General features: G+C 36.4%; 20 protein-coding genes. 12 read left to right on the top strand and 8 right to left on the bottom strand.

Annotated features, from left to right (window positions below):
* Positions 1–156: 156 nt before the first annotated feature.
* Complete coding sequence (locus tag PZ898_RS05175; protein ID WP_120231420.1) at positions 157–720, top strand: sugar O-acetyltransferase; 564 nt, start codon at positions 157–159, stop codon at positions 718–720.
* Positions 721–799: 79 nt separating this feature from the next.
* Here the strand turns inward: PZ898_RS05175 and fsa are convergent, their stop codons facing one another.
* The gene (gene fsa / locus PZ898_RS05170) at positions 800–1,453 is read right to left on the bottom strand and encodes a fructose-6-phosphate aldolase (RefSeq protein WP_002978975.1); all 654 of its coding nucleotides are present in this window, start codon (positions 1,451–1,453) and stop codon (positions 800–802) included.
* 293 nt (positions 1,454–1,746) lie between these two features.
* On the opposite strand from fsa, the gene PZ898_RS05165 reads away from it, so the two are divergent.
* The gene (locus tag PZ898_RS05165) at positions 1,747–2,235 is read left to right on the top strand and encodes a YdeI/OmpD-associated family protein (RefSeq protein ID WP_277694956.1); all 489 of its coding nucleotides are present in this window, start codon (positions 1,747–1,749) and stop codon (positions 2,233–2,235) included.
* Between the two features lie 235 nt (positions 2,236–2,470).
* Here the strand turns inward: PZ898_RS05165 and PZ898_RS05160 are convergent, their stop codons facing one another.
* Complete coding sequence (locus PZ898_RS05160; RefSeq protein ID WP_238590631.1) at positions 2,471–3,001, bottom strand: hypothetical protein; 531 nt, start codon at positions 2,999–3,001, stop codon at positions 2,471–2,473.
* A gap of 196 nt (positions 3,002–3,197) precedes the next feature.
* On the opposite strand from PZ898_RS05160, the gene pepE reads away from it, so the two are divergent.
* From pepE to PZ898_RS05140, 4 genes are all read left to right on the top strand, one after another.
* Complete coding sequence (gene pepE / locus PZ898_RS05155; RefSeq protein ID WP_120231417.1) at positions 3,198–3,890, top strand: dipeptidase PepE; 693 nt, start codon at positions 3,198–3,200, stop codon at positions 3,888–3,890.
* The gene (locus PZ898_RS05150; RefSeq protein WP_277694955.1) at positions 3,890–4,741 is read left to right on the top strand and encodes a hypothetical protein; all 852 of its coding nucleotides are present in this window, start codon (positions 3,890–3,892) and stop codon (positions 4,739–4,741) included. The genes pepE and PZ898_RS05150 overlap by 1 nt, the downstream gene beginning before the upstream one ends.
* 109 nt (positions 4,742–4,850) lie before the next feature.
* On the top strand, positions 4,851–6,224 hold the full coding sequence (gene dacB, locus PZ898_RS05145) for a D-alanyl-D-alanine carboxypeptidase/D-alanyl-D-alanine-endopeptidase (RefSeq protein WP_277694954.1): 1,374 nt from the start codon (positions 4,851–4,853) through the stop codon (positions 6,222–6,224).
* 6 nt (positions 6,225–6,230) lie between these two features.
* Positions 6,231–7,406, top strand: coding sequence for a HAMP domain-containing sensor histidine kinase (locus tag PZ898_RS05140; protein WP_253297155.1), 1,176 nt, complete (start codon positions 6,231–6,233; stop codon positions 7,404–7,406).
* 122 nt (positions 7,407–7,528) lie between these two features.
* On the opposite strand, the gene PZ898_RS05135 is transcribed toward PZ898_RS05140, so the two are convergent.
* The 6 genes from PZ898_RS05135 to PZ898_RS05110 form a co-directional block, all read right to left on the bottom strand.
* Positions 7,529–9,385, bottom strand: a complete 1,857-nt coding sequence (locus PZ898_RS05135; protein ID WP_277694953.1) for a peptidase M61 — start codon at positions 9,383–9,385, stop codon at positions 7,529–7,531.
* 134 nt (positions 9,386–9,519) lie between these two features.
* Positions 9,520–11,151: a M1 family metallopeptidase gene (locus tag PZ898_RS05130; protein ID WP_123279903.1), complete on the bottom strand. Its 1,632-nt coding sequence runs from the start codon at positions 11,149–11,151 to the stop codon at positions 9,520–9,522.
* Between the two features lie 132 nt (positions 11,152–11,283).
* Positions 11,284–14,244: a reprolysin-like metallopeptidase gene (locus PZ898_RS05125; RefSeq protein ID WP_277694952.1), complete on the bottom strand. Its 2,961-nt coding sequence runs from the start codon at positions 14,242–14,244 to the stop codon at positions 11,284–11,286.
* 226 nt (positions 14,245–14,470) lie between these two features.
* Positions 14,471–15,298, bottom strand: coding sequence for a twin-arginine translocase subunit TatC (tatC, locus tag PZ898_RS05120; RefSeq protein WP_183037386.1), 828 nt, complete (start codon positions 15,296–15,298; stop codon positions 14,471–14,473).
* A 66-nt stretch (positions 15,299–15,364) separates the two neighbouring features.
* The gene (locus PZ898_RS05115) at positions 15,365–15,892 is read right to left on the bottom strand and encodes a hypothetical protein (RefSeq protein ID WP_277694951.1); all 528 of its coding nucleotides are present in this window, start codon (positions 15,890–15,892) and stop codon (positions 15,365–15,367) included.
* A 69-nt stretch (positions 15,893–15,961) separates the two neighbouring features.
* Positions 15,962–16,921, bottom strand: coding sequence for a KpsF/GutQ family sugar-phosphate isomerase (locus tag PZ898_RS05110; protein ID WP_062675110.1), 960 nt, complete (start codon positions 16,919–16,921; stop codon positions 15,962–15,964).
* Positions 16,922–17,079: 158 nt separating this feature from the next.
* Between PZ898_RS05110 and recQ the strand changes: the two genes are divergently transcribed.
* The 6 genes from recQ to PZ898_RS05080 all read left to right on the top strand — a co-directional run bounded on the left by recQ (position 17,080) and on the right by PZ898_RS05080 (position 23,894).
* Positions 17,080–19,284, top strand: coding sequence for a DNA helicase RecQ (gene recQ, locus PZ898_RS05105; protein WP_120231409.1), 2,205 nt, complete (start codon positions 17,080–17,082; stop codon positions 19,282–19,284).
* Between the two features lie 168 nt (positions 19,285–19,452).
* Positions 19,453–20,535, top strand: a complete 1,083-nt coding sequence (locus PZ898_RS05100) for a glycosyltransferase (protein WP_277694950.1) — start codon at positions 19,453–19,455, stop codon at positions 20,533–20,535.
* 79 nt (positions 20,536–20,614) lie between these two features.
* On the top strand, positions 20,615–20,959 hold the full coding sequence (locus PZ898_RS05095) for a hypothetical protein (protein WP_062675107.1): 345 nt from the start codon (positions 20,615–20,617) through the stop codon (positions 20,957–20,959).
* 30 nt (positions 20,960–20,989) lie between these two features.
* Positions 20,990–21,376, top strand: coding sequence for a cupin domain-containing protein (locus PZ898_RS05090; protein WP_062675106.1), 387 nt, complete (start codon positions 20,990–20,992; stop codon positions 21,374–21,376).
* Between the two features lie 130 nt (positions 21,377–21,506).
* Positions 21,507–22,910 carry a dihydrolipoyl dehydrogenase gene (gene lpdA, locus PZ898_RS05085; RefSeq protein WP_047429636.1) on the top strand — a complete coding sequence of 468 codons (1,404 nt, stop codon included), beginning with the start codon at positions 21,507–21,509 and terminating at the stop codon, positions 22,908–22,910.
* A gap of 120 nt (positions 22,911–23,030) precedes the next feature.
* On the top strand, positions 23,031–23,894 hold the full coding sequence (locus PZ898_RS05080; protein WP_277694949.1) for a DUF4476 domain-containing protein: 864 nt from the start codon (positions 23,031–23,033) through the stop codon (positions 23,892–23,894).
* Positions 23,895–23,899: the final 5 nt, after the last annotated feature.

Below are 23,899 nucleotides of genomic sequence, written 5' to 3'. Positions count from 1 at the left end.
TATTTTCTAATATCTGCAGGATGGCATTTTTGTCATCCTGTTTTTTATTTTAACAAAAGACATTGAAGAAAAAAATGATAAATATCAATTCATCATGTTATGATATATTTAGTATCTTCAATGAACAATAAGTAATAGCAACCAAAGTTATATCTCATGACAGAAAAGGAAAAATGTGCAGCGGGGCTTTTATACAATGCCAATTATGATAAAGAACTGATTCAGGAACGTATTGCCTGCAAAGATCTGTGCCAGGAATACAACGGTCTGAAAAACTCAGATACAGAAAACAGATACAGACTTCTTAAGCAAATTATTGGCAGTATAAAAGAGAATATCTGTATAGAACCTAATTTCTGGTGTGACTACGGATATAATATAAAAGCAGGGGAGAACTTCTATGCCAATCATAACCTCGTTATTCTGGATTGTGCTAAAGTAGAGTTTGGTGATAACGTTTTTATCGGACCCAACTGCAGTTTTTATACTGCAGGCCATCCGCTTGATGTACAGCAAAGGAATGAAGGTCTGGAATATGCACATCCGATCACAGTTGGTGATAATGTGTGGTTGGGAGGAAATGTGGTTGTACTTCCAGGTGTTTCTATCGGAAATAACTCGGTGATTGGAGCTGGAAGCGTGGTAACGAAAGATATCCCCGAGAATGTAGTGGCCGTAGGGAATCCGTGTAAGATTGTGAAAAATATCCTGAAAGAATAATATACAGACCACCATAAAAATAAAACCCCGAAACGCTACATTGTTCCGGGATATTTTATATCTAAATAAGGATCAGTGATTATGCTAATTTCTGAGAATCTGCAACAAACTGAGCCAATCCGCTGTCTGTTAATGGGTGCTTCAATAAGCTCAAGATCGGAGGAAGTGGAGATGTGATAACATCAGCTCCGATTTTAGCACAGTCGATGATATGCATTGAGTGACGGATAGAAGCTGCCAGGATTTCAGTTTCGTACATATAGTTATCGAAAATCAATCTGATTTCCTGAATAAGGTTCAAGCCGTCTGTAGAAATATCATCTAATCTTCCTAAGAAAGGAGAAACATAAGTTGCTCCCGCTTTAGCCGCCAAAAGAGCCTGCCCCGGAGAGAAGATCAATGTACAGTTTGTTTTGATTCCTTTATCGGAAAAATATTTTAAAGCTTTGATTCCGTCTTTGATCATCGGAATTTTTACAACGATATTCGGGTGAATAGCAGCCAATTCGTCTCCTTCCTTAATCATTTCTTCATACGTTGTAGAAAGAACTTCTGCAGAAATATCTCCGTCTACAAGTTCGCAGATCGTTTTATAATGGTTTTTGATCGCTTCAGCTCCCTGAATTCCTTCTTTGGCCATTAATGAAGGATTGGTTGTTACACCATCTAAAATTCCAAGGTCTCTTGCTTCCTTGATTTGCTCTAAATTAGCTGTGTCAATAAAAAATTTCATTTTGATAAATAGATTTATTGATACAAATATAGGGAATTAATTGGGTTCTGAGGTATGAATTTTAAGTTACGGAGTGACTGGGTTAGAGGGTTTGGGGTTGGGAGAGCAAGTGAGTTTGAGGGTAACTGTTTTATAAAATAATAAAAAAGAAATTTTATACCTATTCCTTAAACTATTATTTTTGCTTCTAGCTTCTAGCTTCTAGCTTCTAGCTTCTAGCTTCTAGCTTCTAGCTTCTAGCTTCTAGCTTCTAGCTTCTAGCTTCTAGCCTAACTGGTTTAAATTTATCATCCATGAAAAACAAAAGCTTCACTGCCACATTGGAAATCATAGGAATTAATCCCTTTGTATTTGTTCCGGAAGAGATTCTTGAAGAAATTTTTAATGAATCAGGGAGAAATAAAAGTCCTATTGCTGTAAAAGGGACTGTGAATGGGAAAGAATTTAAGCAAAATCTGATGAAATATCTGGGAGAATGGAGGCTGTATGTGAACCTGATAATGCTGAAAAACTCTCCGAAAAGAATAGGAGAAGTTATTGAAGTTGTTCTGGAATACGATGATTCTGACAGAAGTATTTCTATTCATCCCCAATTAGAAAAGGCGATTAAAGAAAGTGCAGTGGCAACAGCAAATTTTGAGAACCTGATTCCTTCAAGAAGACATGAGCTGATCCGGTATATCAATAATTTAAAAACCGAAGCCAGTATTCAGAGAAATATTGATAAAATTATCAGACATCTGCATGGCGAAACAGATTTTTTCGGAAAGATAATTGAGTAGGATCATAGCCAGACAAAATTTCAAATATATGTGTTAATAAGCCACAATGTTGCTGATGAAGCTTTATGATCATACGCTTAGAAAGAATCAATGAAATTGATTTCATCCTTGGCTTCCTCAAAAATTTAACAATAGTTACTTAATGTTTGCGTTAAATCCAGGCCATGATTTTTGATATTTAAACATATTTACATAAACAAAAATGCCGAAAAAACTTTCCGGCATTTTATTTTTACTAAGAATTTAATGTTTTGCTAAGTTTTACAGCATCTTCGTTGGTTGGGTCATACTGTATAGATTTTGCAATGTGTTCTTTTGCTTTATTAGGATCAGTCTTCTGTTCTGTAAAGGCAAGATAGAAATAAGCGTATGCCAGATTCTTCTTATTTTGCTCTACTTCTTCAGGTTTTACTGTTGCAATATATTTTTCATAAGCAATTTTTGCATTGGCATCATCTTTTGCAGACTGATAGGCGTAGGCCTGGCTGTAATAAGATGGAGCCCAGTCCGGTAATAAAACAGATATTTTTTTCCAAGTATCAATGGCATTAGGCCAGTCTGAAGCATCCTGATAAGCTGCTGCTAATTTTGCTAAAGATTCTGTGTCCTTTGGATTGGCCTCGATCTGTTTTTTAAGACTTTCAATAGTTGGATTCGCTGTTTGACTCGTTGTTGCCGAAGTTTCCGGCTGAGTCGTTTGTGCATTTACAAGACTTACACTTCCTGCTAGTATTAAACCTAAAAATAGGCTATTAATTTTACTCATTTTCATAATCTTATATTTTAAATTCATAATCTAAAATTCAATAATAATTCCACAAAACCTAAAATTTTAGAGGCTTTAAGTTTTTTTAGAAAATATTAACGGGATTGATGTTTTTTTTAGTTTAATTTTTGATTCGTTCATCTTTGAAGCTATCTTTGTAATTCATTTTTTTTATTAATACCTATAATTTCGCCATATGAACATTATATTAGCTTCAACATCCACCCTTTTTGGTGGAGAATATCTGGAATACTTAAGAGAAGAATTAATCCAATTATACAAGGGAATTGACGAAATTGTGTTTATCCCTTTCGCAAGACCAGGAGGGATTTCCCACGATGACTATACGGCTAAAGCACGTTCTTTCTTTGAAACCATCAACATAAAAGTAAAAGGGCTTCATGAATTTGAAGATAAAAAAGAAGCCATTCATCAGGCAAAAGGGTTCTTTACAGGAGGCGGAAATACTTTTTTATTGGTTAAAACTTTACATGAAGAAGGGCTGATGTCTGTCCTGAAAGAAAATGTATCTGAAGGAAAAGCTTATCTTGGATGCAGTGCAGGAAGTAATATCGGAGGTCAGAATATGAAAACGACGAATGATATGCCGATTGTATATCCGCCAAGTTTCGACTGTATGGGATTGGTTCCTTTCAATATCAATCCACACTATCTTGATCCCAATCCGGATTTGAAACATAATGGAGAAACCAGAGAAACCCGTATTCAGGAATTTCTTACTCAAAATGATATCAAAGTGGTAGGGCTTAGAGAAGGAAATTGGATCCGACGAACAAATGATTCCATTACTGTAGAAGGAAGTGAACTGACAAGAATTTTTGAAAAAGGGAAAGAGCCTTACGAAATAGAATCAGGAAGCAGTCTTTAATGAATAAAGAAGAAATCAACCATTTCATAGAACATAATCTCATTAATTTTTCAGTGAACAGCACCGGATGGAATGATCTGATCCGGAACTTGCTGTATGAATTCGCTGTAGCAGGATGGAATATGGATCATCGTGTCTTTGGAAAAGAAAAGTTTGGTGAATTGAGATGTTATACCTATTCTGAAGATGAAATACTCAATACCAAACTTAAAAAGATTAAAAGTAAATATTCAGAACTTTCTGTCAGGACGTGTGAGATCTGTGGAGAAGAAGGCAAGATGAGAACAATCGGCTCATGGCAGACCACATTATGCCTGAATCACTTTCTGGAACAGCAGCCCGTTATTGAAATTGATGACAAACAGAATATCAAAAGAAACAATGAGACTGTTCTGAATATTAAAAATATTGTTAAAGCTGAGATAGAATATGATCTTCAGAGATTATGGCTTTTTATAAATAAAACGGAGTCGGTGTATTTTTCATGGCAGGAGCCTAATTATTATCTGCTTTTAAGAACAATTCCTTTATCATTGTTTCCGAAAGACAGACAGCGGGAAATTTCAACATTGTTTCAACACTTGAATGATTGTGAAATATGCGGTTATAAAGCTATGTACCAAAGAAATTGTCTGCGCTGTCATCATGAACCGTGGAATGACTCCGGATATTTTATTCAGGATTACGGAGAACAATCAAATTATATCAAAGAATGCCAGATGGATATTTTCATAGATGAAGATGATTATGAGAAATATTTCAAACATGATTGTTCATTTGAAAAATCTCCTGACCATCAGATTCTTTTCACTTCCGATGACCTTATTGAGTATAAAAAGCTTTTATTTTAACTATATTTGATTAGAATTAAATAGAGCAAAAGGTTCAGCTACCGGCCAGCATCAATAGTTTTGCGAACTGTATCTGATACCTGCTTGCTTAGATCCAAACAACAATGCAATGAAAAAAACACTTGCTGTTCTTGTGCTTTCTGTACAGATAGTTGCTGCACAGAATATAGCCCAAAAATTAGATAAAGTAACAAAGGATCTTATGGATTCTTCGGGAGCAGTATCTTCCGCTTTATCTTTTTATGTTTCCGATGAAAATGGTAATTTTATATATGAATATCAAGGAAATAAGGGGCTTTCTACTGCTTCTACGCAAAAGATTTTTACAGCAGGAGCAGCACTTGAAACATTAGGGAAAAACTATACCTTCACCACCACTTCAAGCTATTCCGGAAATATCTCCGGAGGAACGCTGAACGGAAATCTTTTTATCAGCTCCAACGGTGATCCTACATTAGGAAGCTGGAGGTATGATGGGTATAAACCTGAAAATTTTAAAAGGAAACTCATTGATGCCATTAAAAATTCAGGAATAACAAAAATATCAGGAGACCTTATTATTGACGATTCTTATTTTGACCATCAGACGATTCCGGGAGGCTGGCCGTGGGACGACCTTGGGAATTACTACGGAGCAGGAGTTTGGGGAATCAACTGGAAAGAAAACCAGTTTGACATCAATATCAACGGAACTGATTTTAAAAACTTTTCTTATCCTTTAGAAGGCGTCAAGTGGCTTAATGATCTTAAGGCAGGAGGGAACTCAGATCAAAGCCTGATCTTTACTGCTCCTCATTCTGATGTGGCATTGATTAACGGTATGCTTCCTGCTGGAAAAACCGTTACTGTTTCCGGTTCTACTCCTAATCCACCACTCCAATTAGCAACAGAAGTAAAACAATGGCTGAAAGAATCAGGAATTGAAATTTCAGGAAAAGCAATCACGAATTCTCAACTTGAAATAGAGGGAAAGCAGGCTGTAACAGCTCCGAAAAATAATATTCTCCTCACTTATCAGTCTCCAACTTTAGATAAAATTGTCTATTGGTTTTTAAGAAAAAGTGTCAATCTGTACGGAGAAACGTTAATTAAAACTTTAGGCAAAGAGAAAAAAGGTAATTCAAGTTTCAAAAGCGGAGTTTCTTATCTGAAAGAATTCTGGAAATCTAAAGGAATTAATCCTAATATGATCAATTTTGCTGATGGAAGCGGGCTTTCTCCACAGAATTATGTAGCGGCAAAAGCAGAAGTTCAGGCCCTTTTATATGCTAAAAAACAATCATGGTTTGAGGCTTATTACGACGGATTCCCGGTTCAGGATAATGGAATGAAGATGAAAAGCGGGACGATGAGAGATACCAAATCTTTCGCAGGATATCACACCGCAAAAGATGGAAAAAAATATGTATTTTCGATTATCATCAACAATTATCAGGGAAGTGGAAATACAGAGCTGCAGAAAATCCTGAATGTTTTAAAATAAAATACTTTGAGAAAATCCATACTCACCAGACTCAATAACTGGATCATTTTTGTTGTGATGACTACTTTGGTGATTGCTATTGTAGTAGCATCAACATCGCTTATTAATTTTCTCAGAAAAGAGGAGATCAAAAGGATCAGTCTTCTTTCCAAAGCAATTAGAATACAGCAGGAGGTAAAGACTCCGGATACCGATGTGTTGGATCTGCTGCCGGATATTCTGAATATTAACAATACCATTCCATTCATTGTAACAGATAAGTTCAAAAATCCAATTCTTGATCTCGGATACTACAGAAATATTCCTGAAAGTACGATTAAGGATCCTGAGAAATTGCAGGATCTGATCCGGAATATGGAGAAAAATTATGACCCTATTGAGATCAAAGTGCCGGATGGAAATAATCAGTTTGTCTATTATGACAACTCACGTCTGCTTAATAATCTTCGGTATTCGCCCTATATTTTAGGACTGTTTATTTTACTGTATTTTGGTTTTTCTTTCTGGTTTTTCAGAACAATAAAGAAAACAGATGAAGGCTATCTTTGGGCAGGTTTGGCTAAAGAAACAGCACATCAGATTGGAACACCTTTGTCTTCTATGATTGGCTGGATAGAAATAATGAAGCTGGATAATCCGGATTCAGACGGCGTACATGAAATTGAAAAAGATATTGAAAGACTGAGAACAATTTCAGAGAGATTCTCAAAAATTGGTTCTATTCCTGAGCTGAACGACAGAAATTTTAATGAAACCATTCAGGAGAATTATGACTATTTGAAAACAAGAATTTCAAGGAAAATCAATTTTACACTTAATCTTCCAACATATACTGTTCTGGTTCCTCATAACAAAATTCTGATGAGCTGGGTGATTGAAAATCTGGTGAAAAATGCAGTGGATGCGATGAAAGGTGAGGGTTCCATTACTATGTCGGTCTTTGAAAGAAATAAAAATATTTTAGTTGAAGTAAAAGATAATGGAAGCGGAATGACCAAACAGCAGGCCCGAAATGCTTTTAATCCGGGATATTCTACCAAGAAAAGAGGCTGGGGATTAGGGTTGTCACTGGCAAGAAGGGTTATTCATGAATATCATAATGGAGATATCAGGATTTCTCAGACTGAAGTAGGAAAGGGGAGTACTTTCAGGATAACAATCAGAAAAGAGGAAAACCTTTAATTGCAAATTACTTTTACAAACAATAAACCTAAAAGGTTTTCAAAACCTGTTAGGTTTGTATCAAATAATAAAGATCAGCCTAAGAAAAATAAAAAGCGGGGAAAATTTCCCCGCTTTTCTCTTTATTTTTTACCAGTAAGCCACTGGGTCTGTAGTTTCAGTTCTTCCGGAGTCGGATTCGCCTTGAATGAAGGGGTTTCCATGGTCATTTTATCCAGAATCGCTTTTCCTTTCAATGTCATTTTCTCTTTCTTACCGGCATTATCTCTTAAAATAGTTACCGTAACTTCCTGTCCGTCTTTAATGGTTCTTGTATAACCAATAAAATCCTGTACTTTTTTTATGTCTACCGTTCTTCCGTCTAAAGCAAGTACCTGGTCAGTGATTTTAAATCCGATACTTTTTGCAAATGGAGATAGTGCAGAATGGTCGTCAAAAGCAAAAGCATTCGTCTTTTCATCAAAACCTGTCTGGTTCGGGTCTTTGATAAACCAGAAAAGAGGCTGGCTTTCCTGCTTTTTAATATCCACACCTACCATGCTCAGATACTGGGCATAAGGTGTTGGCTGGTTTCCTGCAATATATTTGTTATAGAAATCTTTTACCTGAGGATATCCGGTTACCGTTACCAGTTCGTCAATCAGTTTGTCATCTTTGAAGGGTTTGTTTTCACCAAATCTTTGAGACAGTTTTCTGATCATATCACGGTATCCCATTTCCCCGTTGGACAATTTTCTAAGCTCGATGTCTAAGCACATTGCTAAAAGAGCTCCTTTCTCATATACGTTTCTGTACTGATCTTTGTAAGGATCTACCAATACATTTTTACTCATTACTGTAAATGGCATCGTATCATCATAGCTCTTGGAGTTGGCAATTTTTTCACCAATTCTTTCAAGGAACTGATCTTTGTTGATCAATCCTTCCTGAATCTGGAATAAGTTGGCAAAATATTCCGTTCCGCCTTCGTACATCCATAAGTGCTGAGACATTTTCGGATCTGCATAGTCGAAATAGTGAATCTCTTCTGAATGGGTCTTCAAAGGGTTTACAGTATGGAAAAATTCATGGGAAACCACATCAGTAATGGTATTGTCAATAGCATCTTTCGGCATTGCTTCCGGAAGAACCACACTTGTAGATTCGTGGTGTTCCAATGCTCCGAAACCTTTTACTTTAGGCCCGTCACCACCAGAAAGATAAAGCATGATGGCATACTTTTTATTGGTGTTCATATCCCCAAGGAATTTCTTTTGGGCAACAACCATTTTTTCAAGATTGTCTTTGAAATCTGCTGCTTTATATTTTCCTGTCGGAGAATATACACCCAGTACAAGATCCATTCCTCCTGCATTGAAGGTAATATAGTCCGGTTTGGTGTACATTAACGGAGAATCTGTCACCTTAGCATAGTTAGCCAGAGTAAACGTATCTGTACTCTCGGATTTATCCTGATCCACCAACGCTGTGGTTCCGTAAAAATCAGTTGGTTTCTGAACCACCAGCTGATAAGGAACATCCTGCATATTCTCAATATATCCAATGAATCCATGAGTATTGATCATGTATACTTTTCCTTCTTCAATATCAGTTCCTGAAGGAGAAAATACGGCTTTATGCTTTGATGTATCCAATTCATCATCAAAACTGTCATTCACAAGATATGAGATTTTGGAAAGTGCCTGAGCATTTTTCAAGGAGTAAGTATTGTCATTTACTTTAGTATAAGTAAGTTCCTTTCCTTTATTATCGTAAAATTTGATTCCTTCGATGAATCTTCCATAGTCGTCTACAGAATAAGTCCCTGGAACCGTTTTGGGGAAATGAAATTTAATATCTCCGGATTTCATTTTTGGAAACTCCATGGTAACGGCTACTTTATCATCTTTTACATTAACAAGGTCAATGGTGGTTTTTATAGACTGAGCATTTGCTAAAAAAGCAGCAAAAATACCAAGGCTAAGTACTGTTTTTCTCATTAGGTTTAAATTAATAGTTAAATAGTTGCTTTTTTTCTGAATTTGTTACGAAGAAAGTATTAAACTTTTCTTAAAATTTCAAGGTTAAAAAAGCGAAAAGGCAAATCTGCTGATGTGCGGATTTGCCTTTTTCTTTATTTGGTTTCCTTATAATTGATATAATAATTCGGGTTTAGCTCAACCGGAGTGCTCTTTTTAAGCTTTACAGTCTGCCATTCTTCCGTTGGAGTTATGGTCTGATCACCATTGATGATGATCGGTAATTTCAGGTTTTTTACCACATCGATATACCGGAACTTTAAAGTATCACCATCCTGGGCATACTCAAGGGTTGGAATTTTTATTGTTCTCAGGTACTGATCAAACACTGTTGAAAAATCGATTCCTGATTTTGAGGAGATATAATTTTCTATCTGCTGTGTGGTAACAGTCTGATGATAAAAGTCTTTATTTAGACCTCTCAGGATTTGTCTGAATTTTTCATCATTATTGATCACCTGTCTTATCGTGTGAAGCATGTTGGCACCTTTCGGATACATATCTCCGCTGCCTTCATTTCTTACACCATACTGGCCAATAACAGGAATGTCATTGTCTATCAATTTCCTGATCCCCTGAACATAGATGTCAGCAGATTTTTTGTCCATATATTTTTCGGTGAAAAGAGTCTCGGAATAGTTGGTGAAACTTTCATGAATCCACATATCAGCCTGGTCTTTTGCGGTAATATTATTGGCGAACCATTCGTGCCCGCTTTCATGAATAATAATGAAGTCCCAGTTTAACCCAACTCCTGTCCCAGAAAGATCTCTTCCAAGATAGCCGTTCTGATATTTGTTTCCATAGGCTACATTACTCTGATGTTCCATGCCAAGGTGAGGAGACTCTACAAGCTTGTATGAATCTTCATAGAATGGATACGGACCAAACCAGTATTCAAATGCGGAGAGCATAGGTTTCACCTGCTCAAACTGTTTCTTTGCCTTGTCCAGATTATAGTCAATTACCCAATAATCCAGATCCAGTTTTCCTTTTTCACCCTCAAATGTATCTTTGAAGTTTACATATTTTCCTATGCTTGGGATAATGGAGTAGGCGTTGATAGGATTTTTAACCTCCCAGGTATAAGTAGTTTTATTTCCGGTTGTTTTTTTATCGGTTAGTCTGCCATTACCTACACCTACCAGATCGTTAGGCGTTACAATTTTCATAATGATCCCGTTATCAGGTTCATCACTCCAGATATCTTTGGTAGGAAGCCATATGGAAGCTCCTATTCCTTCGTCAGCAGCAGTCATCCATGGATTCCCTTTTTCATCTTTCGTGAAAACCCATCCGCCATCCCATGGTGCTTTTTTTGCTATGGTAGGCTTTCCGGAATAGGTAACGTTAATGGTATATTTTTCGCCTTTTTTGAATTTCTTATTCGTTGTAATGAAGATAAAGTCTCCATCTTGTTTATAATTGGCAATAGGAAAATTCCCTTCCACCTTATCCGCTTTCATCGGCTGTTGAAGGTCAATCTGGAAAACAGGATTGGTAACATCTTTTATGATCTCAAAACTGATTTTATTATTTCCTTTAATGCTTTTCTGTTCAAAATCAGGTTCTACAGAAAGATCATATTTTTTGACATCCCAAAAATTTCTGAATTCAGTATTAGAACCTTTTAAAGTATCCTGTTTAGTGAAAACCTTATCCTTTTCAAAGAACTGTCCGAAAACCAGTCCTGATGCAAATAAGAGTGTATATGACAATTTTTTCATTTAAACTTATATTAAATCTTTTCAAAAGTATAAAATTAAATTAATAGCACATGCCGGAAATCAAATTAAATACAGATTTTAAGAAGGTATAAAAAAAGCCCGGTCATTGCCGGGCTTTAAAACTGATTAGGTTTATTTTTTGATGAATTTCAGATTTGAAGTCGTTCCTTTATCTTCAATTGAAATAATATAAGCTCCTGTACTTAGGTTTGATATAGAGATTTTATTATCATTAATCTGGCCATTCATTACTTTTTGACCAGCCATATTTGTAATGATAAATTGAGCTTTAGATGAAATCTGAGTTACGTTCAATACATCACTTGCCGGGTTAGGGTAGATCTGGATTGAACTCTTATCTTTCACTGTCTCACTGGTAGAAAGCTGTTGCTGAATCAATACCGGATAATCCTCAACTTCACCATACTGCTGGTTGCTACATCCGCTACTTGGTTGACTTTCATATCCTAATACAACTCTCATAATTACGTTTCCTCCGGTATAAGCGTCTGCCGGTACAGAGAATGTTCCGGAAACAGGTGATACGATACTAGGTGCGCTGGTATAGATGACTTCAGAAGAAGAGAATACTCCGTCTTTGTTAAAATCTATCCATGCTGTTACTCCGTCGTTATACTGAGAACCTGTCCATCCTTTGGTGATACTTACATTATTTCCTGTAGATCCGGACATCAGCGTAATCAGTTTTGAAGGATCTGTAGTATAGTCTGTATAAGGTGTATTGCTGCTGCTGTTTGAAACAGGGCTCATACCCGCACCGGTTACTGTAACATTGGAAATATACTCGTCAGCAGCATTTGTTCCTGTGATTGAACACTTAGCAAATGGAGAGGTTGTAAAATTCGTTGATGCTGAATAAGAACCAACAGAAGCACTACAAACATTAGCTACCTGTACTTCATATTGAGTAGCTTCAGTAAGTCCTGAAATGTTATAGGAGTTTGTTGAAACAGGTACTGTAGTCCATGTTGCTGTTCCTACTTTTCTATACATTACAGAGTATGTTGCTCCTACTAACGCTGTCCAGTTTACAGATGCTGAAGTTCTTGTAATACCGGTTACAGTAATTCCTGTTGGAGCAGATGTTGTACAAGCACTCGCAGATGCGGATACAGTAGCATTTCCAATAGCGTAGAATACATTATCAATGGCGCTTACTCTTATTTTTACACTGGCACCTGTTGCCAAAGAGGAGAACGAGAACGGCTCAGATCCGTCATTCGCTGTAGATGGACTGATAACGGTCCATGTAGTTCCATTGTCTGTAGTATAATCTATTTTAACGTTTTGTACATTATAAGGAGCGTTATTGGTGTTTACCACATCCCATGTAACCGCTCCAGGTGTATTATTGTAAACCGTAGTTGATGTTACTTTGAAAGGACCTTCATTTCCTATATCTACTTTCATCAGACTGCTTTGTGTCTGTTGTTGTGCAGCATCCGGATTATTATCTCTCACGGTTACTTTGAAATTCATTGTTCTTGGTATGTTGGATACTGTCTCCCAATCAGAAGCACTGGTAAGAGTACCATTAAGAACATTAGTGAATTTAGGGAAATAACGGGTAGGGGAGGTTGTAGGCATTAGAGATCTGAAATTCGCTCCATTATTTCTGGTTGCACTTACGGGCCCAAAAGCAGATGTAGCCAGATCATATTGTTCCCAGGTATAAGTCATTGGATCATTTTGTGTATCTGTTGCAGAAGCTGTTAACACAAAGGCTGTTCCTTTAGGGATCATTTTATTAGCCATTGGCTGAATAGAAGGAGGTGTATTGGCTACATTCGTAATAATTCCACAGTCCTGAGCATTGACATATGCACCTACTTCTTCAATATTTTTAGTATGAAAATAAGCATCCGAATGCATCTGGACATTGTAGTTTGTAATACCGGCATATCCCATAATGGAAGATCCGGATCCCGGTTCCATATGGGCACCATGTAAAGCAATAGACATAGTGTGTGCTGCACCGAACTGGTGGCCGATCTCATGCGCTACAAAATCGATGTCATAATTATCTCCAAAAGGCTGATCCGGAGTAGAAGGAGAAGTAATTCCTGCCCCTTTAGAAGTTGCATCATTATTATTTGCAGGGTTTCTGCAGACATTTCCTACATCTCCGGCGCTTCCACCACCACCTCTGTGGCCAAAGAAATGTCCTATATCATAGGCGGCATTACCTACACCGGCAGTATTGGTAAGCGTTTGCTGAAGCTGCAGGTTCCATGCTCCAGGAGCGCTATAAGTTCCGTTTGAATTGGTGATTACATTGGAATAAGGGTCCGTAGCCGGATCTGCAAATATAAGTTGTGGAAGATCCTGTACAATCATATGGATTCCAAAATCTTTTTCAAAAACACCATTTACACGGTTCATTGTAGCGTTAATGCGGGCTGCTGCTGCAGGAACACTTCCGGCAAGTTGCGTATATTCACCGTTTACAGAGATTGCAATTCTGTAGGTTCTGTATTTTTGTTCATTACTTTTGTTAGCGCTTCCTAAACCCTTTAAAACATTTTTTGTTTTAAGCAGTTTATTCATTTCTTTCTTTGCCTTTTCAGGCTCAGAAGTTCTACATTCAAAAGGACCTTCATGAGATTTGTTGGATTTGAAAAAGACTCCATATACATCTTTTTCTTTATTGATCGGTTCTATGAATTCGTATTTTCCTGTATCAGTATCGAATGTCATAGACTGAAAATCGTTTGGTGCTGTACTGAACCGGATTTGTTTATGCGGATTATCAAGCCCGATACCTGAGTATGCTCCCAATTCATATCTGTCCGCCATAGATTTTTCTACTACCGGCGAACTGTAAACTGAAAATCTTTCAATTCTTCCATCTGCTGTAGGGAGAGAAACGATTACAGCGCTTCCTCCTTTTCCTGCTTCAGGAGCATTCTTTAGTTGATTTCTTAATGCAGAAAGATCAAATTTGTAGGCATATTCTACTTTTACTTCTTTTCTTACGGGCGTAACTTTTTCCAAGACTGGTTCCCAGCGTTGTGCCTGTAAACCACTTAGACTTAAAGCCAATGCACAGACGAAAATAATTCTCTTTTTCATATTTTTTTATTGTTGTTATTGAAGTTTTAAATATAGTGTATTTTTTTAAATCTTTAGTTAGTGATAGATTGTTAATTACTCCCAACTTTATAATTTTAGTTGAATTTTATCGTTATTTTTAATTATATTAAGAATAAATATAATTAAGGTTGATTTTTTTAAATAAAAAAAGTGCTACCATTCAAATTGAATAGTAGCACTTAAGCTTTCTTAGTAAAAAATACTTTTATTTCTGTACTGCAGGAAGATTTCCGTTGCTCTTCTGTACTTTTTTATAAGTGAACGTACACATCATAATACTGAATTCATATAAAATAAGCAGCGGGAATGCGGCCATCAACATACTCAGAACATCTGCCGGGGTAATAATTGCAGCCACTACCATAATCAGAACAATAGCATGACGACGGTAGGTTTTCATAAATGTAGGCGTCAGAATTCCGATGCTCGTAAGGAAGTAGATCAAAATCGGGAAAAGGAAAATAACGCCCATACCCAAAACCACCTGTAAAAATAAAGTGGTATAATCACTTAAATCATAAAGCGGAACGATAATGTCTGAGATTTTAAAAATAACCCCGAAATTAACGGCGAACGGAAGTATAAGGAAATAACCGCATAATACTCCGGTCATGAAAAGAATCCATACCGCATTAATAATATAAATAGAGTTTTTTCTTTCTCTTGGATGTAAAGCTGGGCCAATAAAACGCCACAGTTCCCAAACAATATAAGGAAATGCAGCCACCATTCCTCCAAAAATTGAAACAGCCATCATTACATTGAACTGCTGATACAACCTCTGTACACGAACAGGGAAGTCCTTTGGAAGATGAATACTGTCTTCCCCCAAAATCATTCTTGAAAAATGATTAACCACTCTGAAAGTCGGGAAATCATTTCTGGTAGGCCCAAAAAAGATATGGTCCATAATCCAGTTGATATTAAAACCAACCACAAAAGCCGCAATTATGATAGCAATAATCGAACGGATCAGATGCCCTCTTAATTCTCCTATATGTCCAAGGAAGGACATGTCTTTACCATCACTCACAGAATAAAATTTTAAAGCGCAAATTTATAAAATATTTAATTAAATGACGGATGTTGGTTTTTAAAATTATCGAGGTACATATAAAGCAAAATCAAAATCCCTTTCTTTAATATCCATTTCTGTTAAAAGGTCTTCTGCGGCTACGTTGATTTTTTTCCACCTTTCATCATGGCTAAGATCTATTGATTCGAAAACCCATTCTTCTTCTGTGACTTCATCCGACACCTTTTTAAAATCTGATATTTTCTGTCTCAGTGATTCGTTGATGAACTTATTCCTGAATAACGATTCTATTTCTTCGCTGTATGAGAATATACGCAAATCATCTCCGATATCTGTCAGAGACAGGCAGTCTGCAACAGAATGAAACTTTTTATCATCATAAGTACAGAAGATCAGGCATCGTATGACACGATCAAAATAGTCCTGACTTTTTTGATCATAGTACAAATTTCTATCATGAGTAGAATATTCAGGCCTATGATCAGGTTCCAACGGAAAATGATGTACCTTATTACTTTGTGAATCCTGATAGTCAAGATATTTTTTCAAAAATATTGGGAATAGAATCAGTAAGTAAAGAATAATCATCATAATACCTTAAAAATATTTAATTAAAATGCTGATCCGAAGGTATAATGCCTGAAATCTATTATTTGAATTCTAGTTAATCCCTTCGTCCAGCAGTTTATGCAGGTCTATAATCCCGAAATATTTTCCGTTTTCCGTTACTACAAGTTGGCCGATATTATTTTCTTTCAGAACTTTCATGGCTTCTTTAGCCAGAGCTTCCTTTTCAATTGTTCTTGGACGGGCAGACATGATATCTTTAGCCAATACTTTACTGATATCTTCTCCTTTCATCAGCATTCTTCTTAAATCTCCGTCTGTGATAACACCAATAATCTGATCTTCATTGGTCACGACTGTAATTCCGTGGCTTGAAGCACTGATGGAAATGATGACATCTCTTATCGAAGAATCTTCTGTTACCTGAGGTTTTTGGGAAGAAAGAAACTGTTCTACTTTAGACGTAAGATTCTTTCCTAGGCTTCCTCCAGGGTGAAATTTGGCGAAATCATTAGCTTTAAAATCGTTCAGTTCCATTAAAGCAACAGCTAAAGCATCTCCCAAAGCCATTTGTATAGTTGTAGAACTTGTAGGAGCCAGTTTATTCGGGCACGCTTCGACATCCACATGAGTATCCAGAATAACTTCTGAAAACTCAGCCAGTTTACTGGATTTATTTCCCGTCATTCCGATCAAAGCAGAAGAATAATCTTTTAAATAAGGAACCAGATTGGCAATTTCAGGAGAATTTCCGGAATTGGAGATGCATAAAACAACATCCTGTTTCTGAATAACTCCAAGATCTCCATGAATAGCTTCCGAAGCATGTAAAAACTGAGAAGGTGTACCTGTAGAATTTAAGGTAGCCACAATTTTGTTACCCACATGGGCAGATTTCCCTATTCCTACTACAATGAGCTTTCCTTTTGCCGAGTGAATGATCTCTACAGCCTGGGCAAATTGGTCATCAATTCTGTTTTTTAATTTTTCAAGTTCAGAAATTTCTATTTCTAAAGTGCTTTTTGCAATTGATATAATGTTGGTTCTATCCATTTTACGATGATAAGGTATACAAAAAAGTTTATAAAAAACGTTATATTTTAAAAAGAATATTTAATATAAATTTTATTTTTTATAAATTCGTTCGCTTTTATTTTAAGCAGAATTTTTATAACTTTGGGTGAGATGCAAATTTAGCAATAGAAAATTAGATGAGCGCAAAAAAAGCCAATTTATCAGGCGAATTGAAAAAGTATTTTGGGTTTTCTACATTTAAGGGCCAGCAGGAACAGATTATAGATAACCTATTGAATGGGAAGGATATATTTGTTTTAATGCCTACAGGTGGCGGAAAATCATTATGTTACCAGCTTCCGGCTCTTATTTCGGAAGGAACAGCAATAGTAGTTTCGCCCTTAATAGCGTTGATGAAAAATCAGGTAGATGCCGTGAACGGCCTTTCATCTGATGATGGGGTAGCACACGTACTGAATTCATCATTAAACAAAACGCAGACCAAACAGGTTTTTGACGATATCAAAAGCGGCAAAACCAAACTTCTGTATGTAGCTCCTGAATCATTAATTAAAGATGATTACCTGGATTTTTTGAAAGAAGTGAAAATTTCTTTCTTTGCTATCGACGAGGCTCACTGTATTTCAGAGTGGGGACATGATTTCAGACCGGAATACAGAAATCTGAAACAGATTATTGACAAAATCGCCAATGTACCGGTGATTGCTTTAACGGCTACTGCTACTCCTAAGGTTCAGGATGATATCCAGAAAACTTTAGGAATGACCAATGCATTGGTATTTAAAGAAAGTTTTAACCGTCCTAATCTATATTATGAAGTATGTCCTAAAATCAATGTAGATAAGGAAATCGTTAAATTTATCAATCAGCATAAAGGGAAATCAGGAATTGTTTATTGTCTGAGCCGTAGAAAAGTGGAAGAATTTGCCCAGCTTCTGCAGGTAAATGGCATCAACGCTCTACCTTATCATGCCGGTCTTGACCAAAAAGTGAGAGTAGCGAATCAGGATAAATTCCTGATGGAAGAAGTAGATGTAATTGTGGCTACCATTGCCTTCGGGATGGGAATTGATAAACCGGATGTCCGTTTTGTCATTCATTACGACTTCCCGAAATCATTGGAAAGCTATTATCAGGAAACCGGAAGAGCGGGAAGAGATGGAGGCGAAGGTCATTGTCTGGCATTCTATGATCCGAAAGACATTGAAAAACTGGAGAAATTCCTGGCTCAAAAACCCGTTTCAGAAAGAGAGATCGGATTACAGCTTTTGAATGAAGTGGTAGGTTATGCCGAAACTTCCATGAGCAGAAGACAATATATTCTATACTATTTTGGAGAAAGTTTCGATCCGGTAAACGGAGACGGAGCCAAAATGTGTGACAATTCATCCAATCCACCAAAATTAAAGGATGCTACAGCAGATTTAAAAAAGGCGCTGGAGCTGATCAGTGATACAGGAGAAAAATTCAAATCTAAAGACCTGATTTCCGTTATCGTAGGAAAAGAAAATGCGGTAACAAAATCTTATAAACTCGAACAAAGTTCTCATTTTGGTTTTGGGAAAGACGAAAAAGATAATTACTGGAAAACAATTTTGAGACAGGCCACTGTTCAGAATTTTTTACAGAAAGATATTGAAACCTACGGGGTTTTAAAAATTACAGAGAAAGGAAAAAGTGTCCTGAATGGTAAATCTAAAGACATCTTTTTAATTGCTGAAGACCGTGAATTTGATCTTACTCAGGCAAAAGCTGAGAGCGACCAGGTACAGCAGCAGGCTGGAGGAGGGCTGGATCAGAACCTTTTCAACCTGTTGAAAGAATTAAGAAAGAAAGTAGCCAAAAAACATGGAATTCCACCATATACAGTATTTATGGATCCAAGTTTGGAGGATATGACGGTTCAGTATCCAATAAGTGTAGATGAGATCACCAAAATCTATGGTGTAGGTGAAGGAAAAGCCAAAAAATATGGTAAAGAATTCGCAGATTACATCAAAACATACGTAGAAGATAACAATATCGAACGTACTCAGGATATGGTATTGAAACAGGTGGCCAATAAATCCAGCCATAAAGTTTTCATCATCCAGAGCACTGATAAAAAGATTGACCTTGAAGATATAGCAAGAGCTAAAAACCTTTCTATGGATGAACTTCTTAAAGAAATGGAAAGAATTGTCTATCAGGGAACAAAACTGAATATCGATTACTATATTGAAGATAATTTTGATGAAGACATTGTAGACGGATTCATGGAATTCATGAACGAATCTGAAAGCGACAGTATGAAAGTATTGCTGGATGAATTCGGGGATGAATTATCTGATGAAGAAGTAAGAATGTTGAGAATTAAATTCATCAGTGACGTAGCAAATTAAGAAAATATTAATTAAATAAAGTAAGCCTTTCATTAGAAAGGCTTACTTTATTTTTATAGCGTATTAGATTTTAAAGCTAAGTTAATTTCTGTTAATTGCCATCAAAACAGTAATCTTCATCCTTCCGATATTTGACTTTTAACCAAACTTTTTAGTAACTTTGATAAGATGAAAAAAATATCTGTCATATTTATTCTGCCGGACTTAGAAACCGGGGGCGCAGAAAGGATTGTTACCACAATAGCGAATCATCTTTCCAGAGATAGGTTTGAGCCTAAGATTTTGCTGTTACGTAAACAAGGCGGATATTTGAATTTTCTGAAAAAAGATGTAGAAATTATCGATATCAATACCGAAAGAATAAGACATTCTTTAAAACCCATTTTAGGAGAAATCTATAGAAGAAAACCAGATATTGTATTCTCCGGTTTTGGTGAAGTAAATGCTTATTTATCCCTGTTCATAAAACTTTTTCCAAGAACAAAATTCATTGCAAGGGAAACTAATGTGGTGACTCAGCATGTAACCCGCAAAGAGATTAAGTTTTTCTATAATTTTTACAATAACTATCAGAGAATCATTGCTCAAAGTGATGATATGATGAAAGATCTTGTGGATAATTTTAATATTAAAAAGAAAAAAATTATCAAAATCAATAATCCTGTAGACTTTGATTTTATTGAAGATAAAATGGCTGTTTCTTTAAAACCTGAATGCTTCAAATACAATTATAAAAATGTAGTGGCCATTGGAAATCTATCTTCCAGAAAAGGGTTTGATAACTTGCTGAAAGTTTTTTCAAGGCTGAAGAATGAAAACATTATGCTTCATATTTTAGGAGATGGAAAAGACAAAGATCTTCTGCTTCAGACAAAAGAGCTTTTAGGATTGAAAAAAGTGATTTTCCACGGCAGACAGGAAAATCCCTACCAATATCTGAAATATGCAGATTTATTTGTGCTTTCTTCAAGATACGAAGGCTTTCCGAATGTTCTCCTGGAAGCTGGTGCGTGCGGAACCTATTCTTTAGCCAACAACTGTCCCGGAGGAATTAATGAGATTATTCAGCATAATATAAACGGAGAAATTGCAGATATTGAAAACCATGACAGGTTTGCCCAGGAGATTGTAAGGATACTTCAGGGCAATTATAATCGGGATGCTGTAAAAAACTCCATTAAATCGAGGTTCTCAAAAAATATTATCCTTGATAAATATGAAAAGGTCTTATTGGATCTGATCAAACCCTGATGACTCCATTTGCTTTGTAGGCTGTTAATTTCTTACTTTTGGAGTTATAAATTTTATCTGAAAACCAATTTTTTCATTCATGAATAAAATCCAAAAATTAGGATGCGCCTGCGAGAAACCGAACTCCAGCTATACAGAATATAGAAGCTCAGCATTAGGAATTGATCATACCAACGGAAGATATGGAGAAGTAACGATTCAACAGTGCAAGTTGTGCCAAAGAATATGGATTCATTATTTTGTGGAATATGAGCATTATCCTAAATCAGGGAGATGGTACAAAGGAATTGTTTCGAAAAAAGACCGTCCTCAGATCACTCCTGAAAATGCAGTAGAATTTCTGGAAGGCCTTGAATGGTATGTGTATGGTGGTTCATTTTTTGAAAGTACAGGCGAATTCGGACAGGGAAAATTGAATCTGTAATATTTGTATTGATTTAATAATATCAAATCCATGAAACCATTTATCATTGTTATTTTGATGCTGAATACTGTTGTAATGACGGCTCAGCAGAAGGCCATTTCCAGAAAAGAATTGTTAAAAACAGCTCTTGATCAGAAAATGAAATCTACCGAAATTCAGGAAATAACAATGGCCGCCGGACAAGGAGCTCCTGAACATCTGCATCCCTGTCCCGTTTTGGGAATCATCAATTCCGGTGAAGCTGTTTTTCAGATCCAAGGAAAAGAAAAAGTGGTACTTCATGAGGGAGATGCTTTTTACGAACCTAAAAATGTGAAAATCCTTCATTTTGACAATGCGTCATCTGACAAACCTCTTGTGTTTACCGCAATTTATCTCAAAAAAGGGAATGAAGAAAATATAAAGTTCATAAAATAATACTTTTCATCAAACTAAAGCATATAATTATCATTTTTAAAATTGATAAAACTCACTTTGGTGCTTGGTAATTTATATGTAAATTTGTGAGAATTAAGATAGATAATAATAAACAAATTCATACAATAACATGAGTCAATTCGATGTTACCGTAATAGGTTCTGGTCCCGGTGGTTATGTTGCTGCTATCCGTGCAGCACAATTAGGTTTCAAAACAGCAATTATTGAAAAATATTCAACTTTAGGCGGAACTTGTCTTAACGTTGGATGTATTCCGTCAAAAGCGCTTCTTGACAGCTCTGAGCATTTCGAAAATGCAAAACACAATTTTGCAGGTCACGGAATCATCATTAACGAGCCTCAAGCAGATATCGCGAGAATGATCGAGCGTAAAAACGAAGTGATCAAGCAGAATACAGACGGAATCAGCTATCTGATGAACAAAAATCAGATTACTGTTTTTGAAGGAGTAGGAAGCTTCGAATCTGCTACTCAGATTAAAGTGACAAAAAACGACGGTTCTTCTGAAACGATCGAGTCTAAATATACCATTATTGCAACAGGTTCTAAACCATCTACATTACCTTTCATCTCTTTAGACAAAGAAAGAGTGATTACTTCTACGGAAGCTTTAAACCTTAAAGAAATTCCTAAGCACTTAGTAGTAATCGGTGGTGGAGTTATCGGTCTTGAACTAGGTTCTGTATACCTTAGATTAGGAGCTCAGGTAACTGTTGTTGAATTTATGGATAAAATCATCCCTGGAATGGATGGAGCTTTAAGCAAAGAATTGACTAAAGTTCTTAAGAAACAAGGAATGAAATTTATGCTTTCTACTGCGGTTTCTGCAGTTGAAAGAAACGGAGATACTGTAAAGATCACGGCTAAAGATAAAAAAGGTGAAGAAGTAGTTGTAGAAGGAGATTATTGTTTGGTTTCTGTAGGTAGAAAACCTTACACAGACGGTCTTGGTCTTGAAAAAGCAGGTGTTGAACTTGACGAAAGAGGAAGAGTAAAAGTAAACGACCACTTACAGACGAATGTTGCTAATATCTATGCAATTGGTGACGTTATCAAAGGTGCGATGCTGGCTCACAAAGCTGAAGAAGAAGGAGTTTTCGTTGCTGAAACATTGGCAGGACAAAAGCCTCACATCAACTATAACCTGATTCCTGGTGTTGTTTATACATGGCCGGAAGTTGCTGGAGTTGGTAAAACTGAAGAGCAGCTAAAAGAAGAAGGTGTTGCTTACAAAGTAGGATCTTTCCCGATGAGAGCTTTAGGTAGAAGCCGTGCAAGTGGTGATATCGACGGTCTTGTGAAGATTATTGCAGACGAAAAAACAGATGAGGTTTTAGGAATGCACATCGTAGGAGCAAGAGCTGCTGACCTTATTGCTGAAGGAGTAATTGCTATGGAATTCCGTGCAAGTGCTGAAGACATCGCAAGAAGTTCACACGCTCACCCAACCTATGCAGAAGCGATCAAAGAAGCTGCATTGGATGCTACGGCAAAAAGACCTATTCATATGTAATATCTGATTAAAAGATTTAATCATTTAAATATTTAAAATTAAAGGCTGTTTCTTATGGAAACAGCTTTTTTTGTGGTGCTTTTGGCATGAAAATGGAGATCGTATTTGAAAATTTCATGTATGAAAAAGATTTTTATCAGTTGGATGCTTTTGGCAGGAATCAGCTCATGGGCACAGGAAGCAGGAAAGGCAGGAGAATTATTAAAAAATGAGGCTTCCACTACAGAAATGAGAACCTTTAAAAGCCCGGATGAAAGAAATAAAACTTTTGATCAACCGAGATCTGGAAATAATACAACTCTGAAAAGAGGAAATGAAAATAGAATAAAAAATCCTAATTATCAATGGAACAGAAACTACGGTTATGCAGAAGTTTTTCTGAGAATTCCTGAACAGGGATTTTTTACTGTGGAAGTTGGTGATCAGATGATGGCAAACGGTTCAGGAAAGTATAGGTTCTTTGATTTATCATCAGGGAGAATGCCCATTTCAATCTATGAGAATGGCTTTCTGATCTATAGAACAACATTGATTCTTCGTAATAACAACAGAATGGTGCTGGATTTCTTTACCAACGAAGGTCTCTATCTTCTGGATTCTTATCCTGTGCAAAATCAATATGGATTTAATGACTGGAACGATATCTGGAACAATCCTTACGGAAATCACTCCGGAGACTGGTCTCTTCAGGGAAATGTGATGGATAATCATTCTTTCCGTCAGTTTTTTGATATGATGATGAACAATGAGAGTTTTGATGAAGGGAAAATTAAGATGATCAATCAGCAGATGCGTACCTCTATGTTTACTTCAGTACAAATAAGAGATCTGGTGAAAGCGCTCAGTTTTGATAATAAGAAATTGGCACTCGCTAAATCAATGTACCAGAATTGTGCAGATAAAGACCGTTATTTCTTGGTTTATGATGCTTTTGATTTTGAAAGCAGCAAACGTGAGCTGATGGATTATATTTCGAACTTATAATGTTC

The sequence above is a fragment of the Chryseobacterium sp. WX genome, assembly GCF_029542485.1.
Classification (GTDB): Bacteria; Bacteroidota; Bacteroidia; order Flavobacteriales; family Weeksellaceae; genus Chryseobacterium; species Chryseobacterium cucumeris.
The sequence above is the reverse complement of the archived record's forward strand: the minus strand, read 5'-3'. Positions and strand labels throughout refer to the sequence as shown.

Excerpts from the sequence above, each read along its gene's own strand:
- PZ898_RS05175 (WP_120231420.1), top strand. The coding sequence starts at position 157 with ATGACAGAAAAGGAAAAATGTGCAGCGGGGCTTTTATACAATGCCAAT.
- fsa (WP_002978975.1), bottom strand. The coding sequence starts at position 1,453 with ATGAAATTTTTTATTGACACAGCTAATTTAGAGCAAATCAAGGAAGCA.
- PZ898_RS05165 (WP_277694956.1), top strand. The coding sequence starts at position 1,747 with ATGAAAAACAAAAGCTTCACTGCCACATTGGAAATCATAGGAATTAAT.
- PZ898_RS05160 (WP_238590631.1), bottom strand. The coding sequence starts at position 3,001 with ATGAGTAAAATTAATAGCCTATTTTTAGGTTTAATACTAGCAGGAAGT.
- pepE (WP_120231417.1), top strand. The coding sequence starts at position 3,198 with ATGAACATTATATTAGCTTCAACATCCACCCTTTTTGGTGGAGAATAT.
- PZ898_RS05150 (WP_277694955.1), top strand. The coding sequence starts at position 3,890 with ATGAATAAAGAAGAAATCAACCATTTCATAGAACATAATCTCATTAAT.
- dacB (WP_277694954.1), top strand. The coding sequence starts at position 4,851 with ATGAAAAAAACACTTGCTGTTCTTGTGCTTTCTGTACAGATAGTTGCT.
- PZ898_RS05135 (WP_277694953.1), bottom strand. The coding sequence starts at position 9,385 with ATGAGAAAAACAGTACTTAGCCTTGGTATTTTTGCTGCTTTTTTAGCA.
- PZ898_RS05130 (WP_123279903.1), bottom strand. The coding sequence starts at position 11,151 with ATGAAAAAATTGTCATATACACTCTTATTTGCATCAGGACTGGTTTTC.
- PZ898_RS05125 (WP_277694952.1), bottom strand. The coding sequence starts at position 14,244 with ATGAAAAAGAGAATTATTTTCGTCTGTGCATTGGCTTTAAGTCTAAGT.
- PZ898_RS05115 (WP_277694951.1), bottom strand. The coding sequence starts at position 15,892 with ATGATGATTATTCTTTACTTACTGATTCTATTCCCAATATTTTTGAAA.
- PZ898_RS05110 (WP_062675110.1), bottom strand. The coding sequence starts at position 16,921 with ATGGATAGAACCAACATTATATCAATTGCAAAAAGCACTTTAGAAATA.
- recQ (WP_120231409.1), top strand. The coding sequence starts at position 17,080 with ATGAGCGCAAAAAAAGCCAATTTATCAGGCGAATTGAAAAAGTATTTT.
- PZ898_RS05100 (WP_277694950.1), top strand. The coding sequence starts at position 19,453 with ATGAAAAAAATATCTGTCATATTTATTCTGCCGGACTTAGAAACCGGG.
- PZ898_RS05095 (WP_062675107.1), top strand. The coding sequence starts at position 20,615 with ATGAATAAAATCCAAAAATTAGGATGCGCCTGCGAGAAACCGAACTCC.
- PZ898_RS05090 (WP_062675106.1), top strand. The coding sequence starts at position 20,990 with ATGAAACCATTTATCATTGTTATTTTGATGCTGAATACTGTTGTAATG.
- lpdA (WP_047429636.1), top strand. The coding sequence starts at position 21,507 with ATGAGTCAATTCGATGTTACCGTAATAGGTTCTGGTCCCGGTGGTTAT.
- PZ898_RS05080 (WP_277694949.1), top strand. The coding sequence starts at position 23,031 with ATGAAAAAGATTTTTATCAGTTGGATGCTTTTGGCAGGAATCAGCTCA.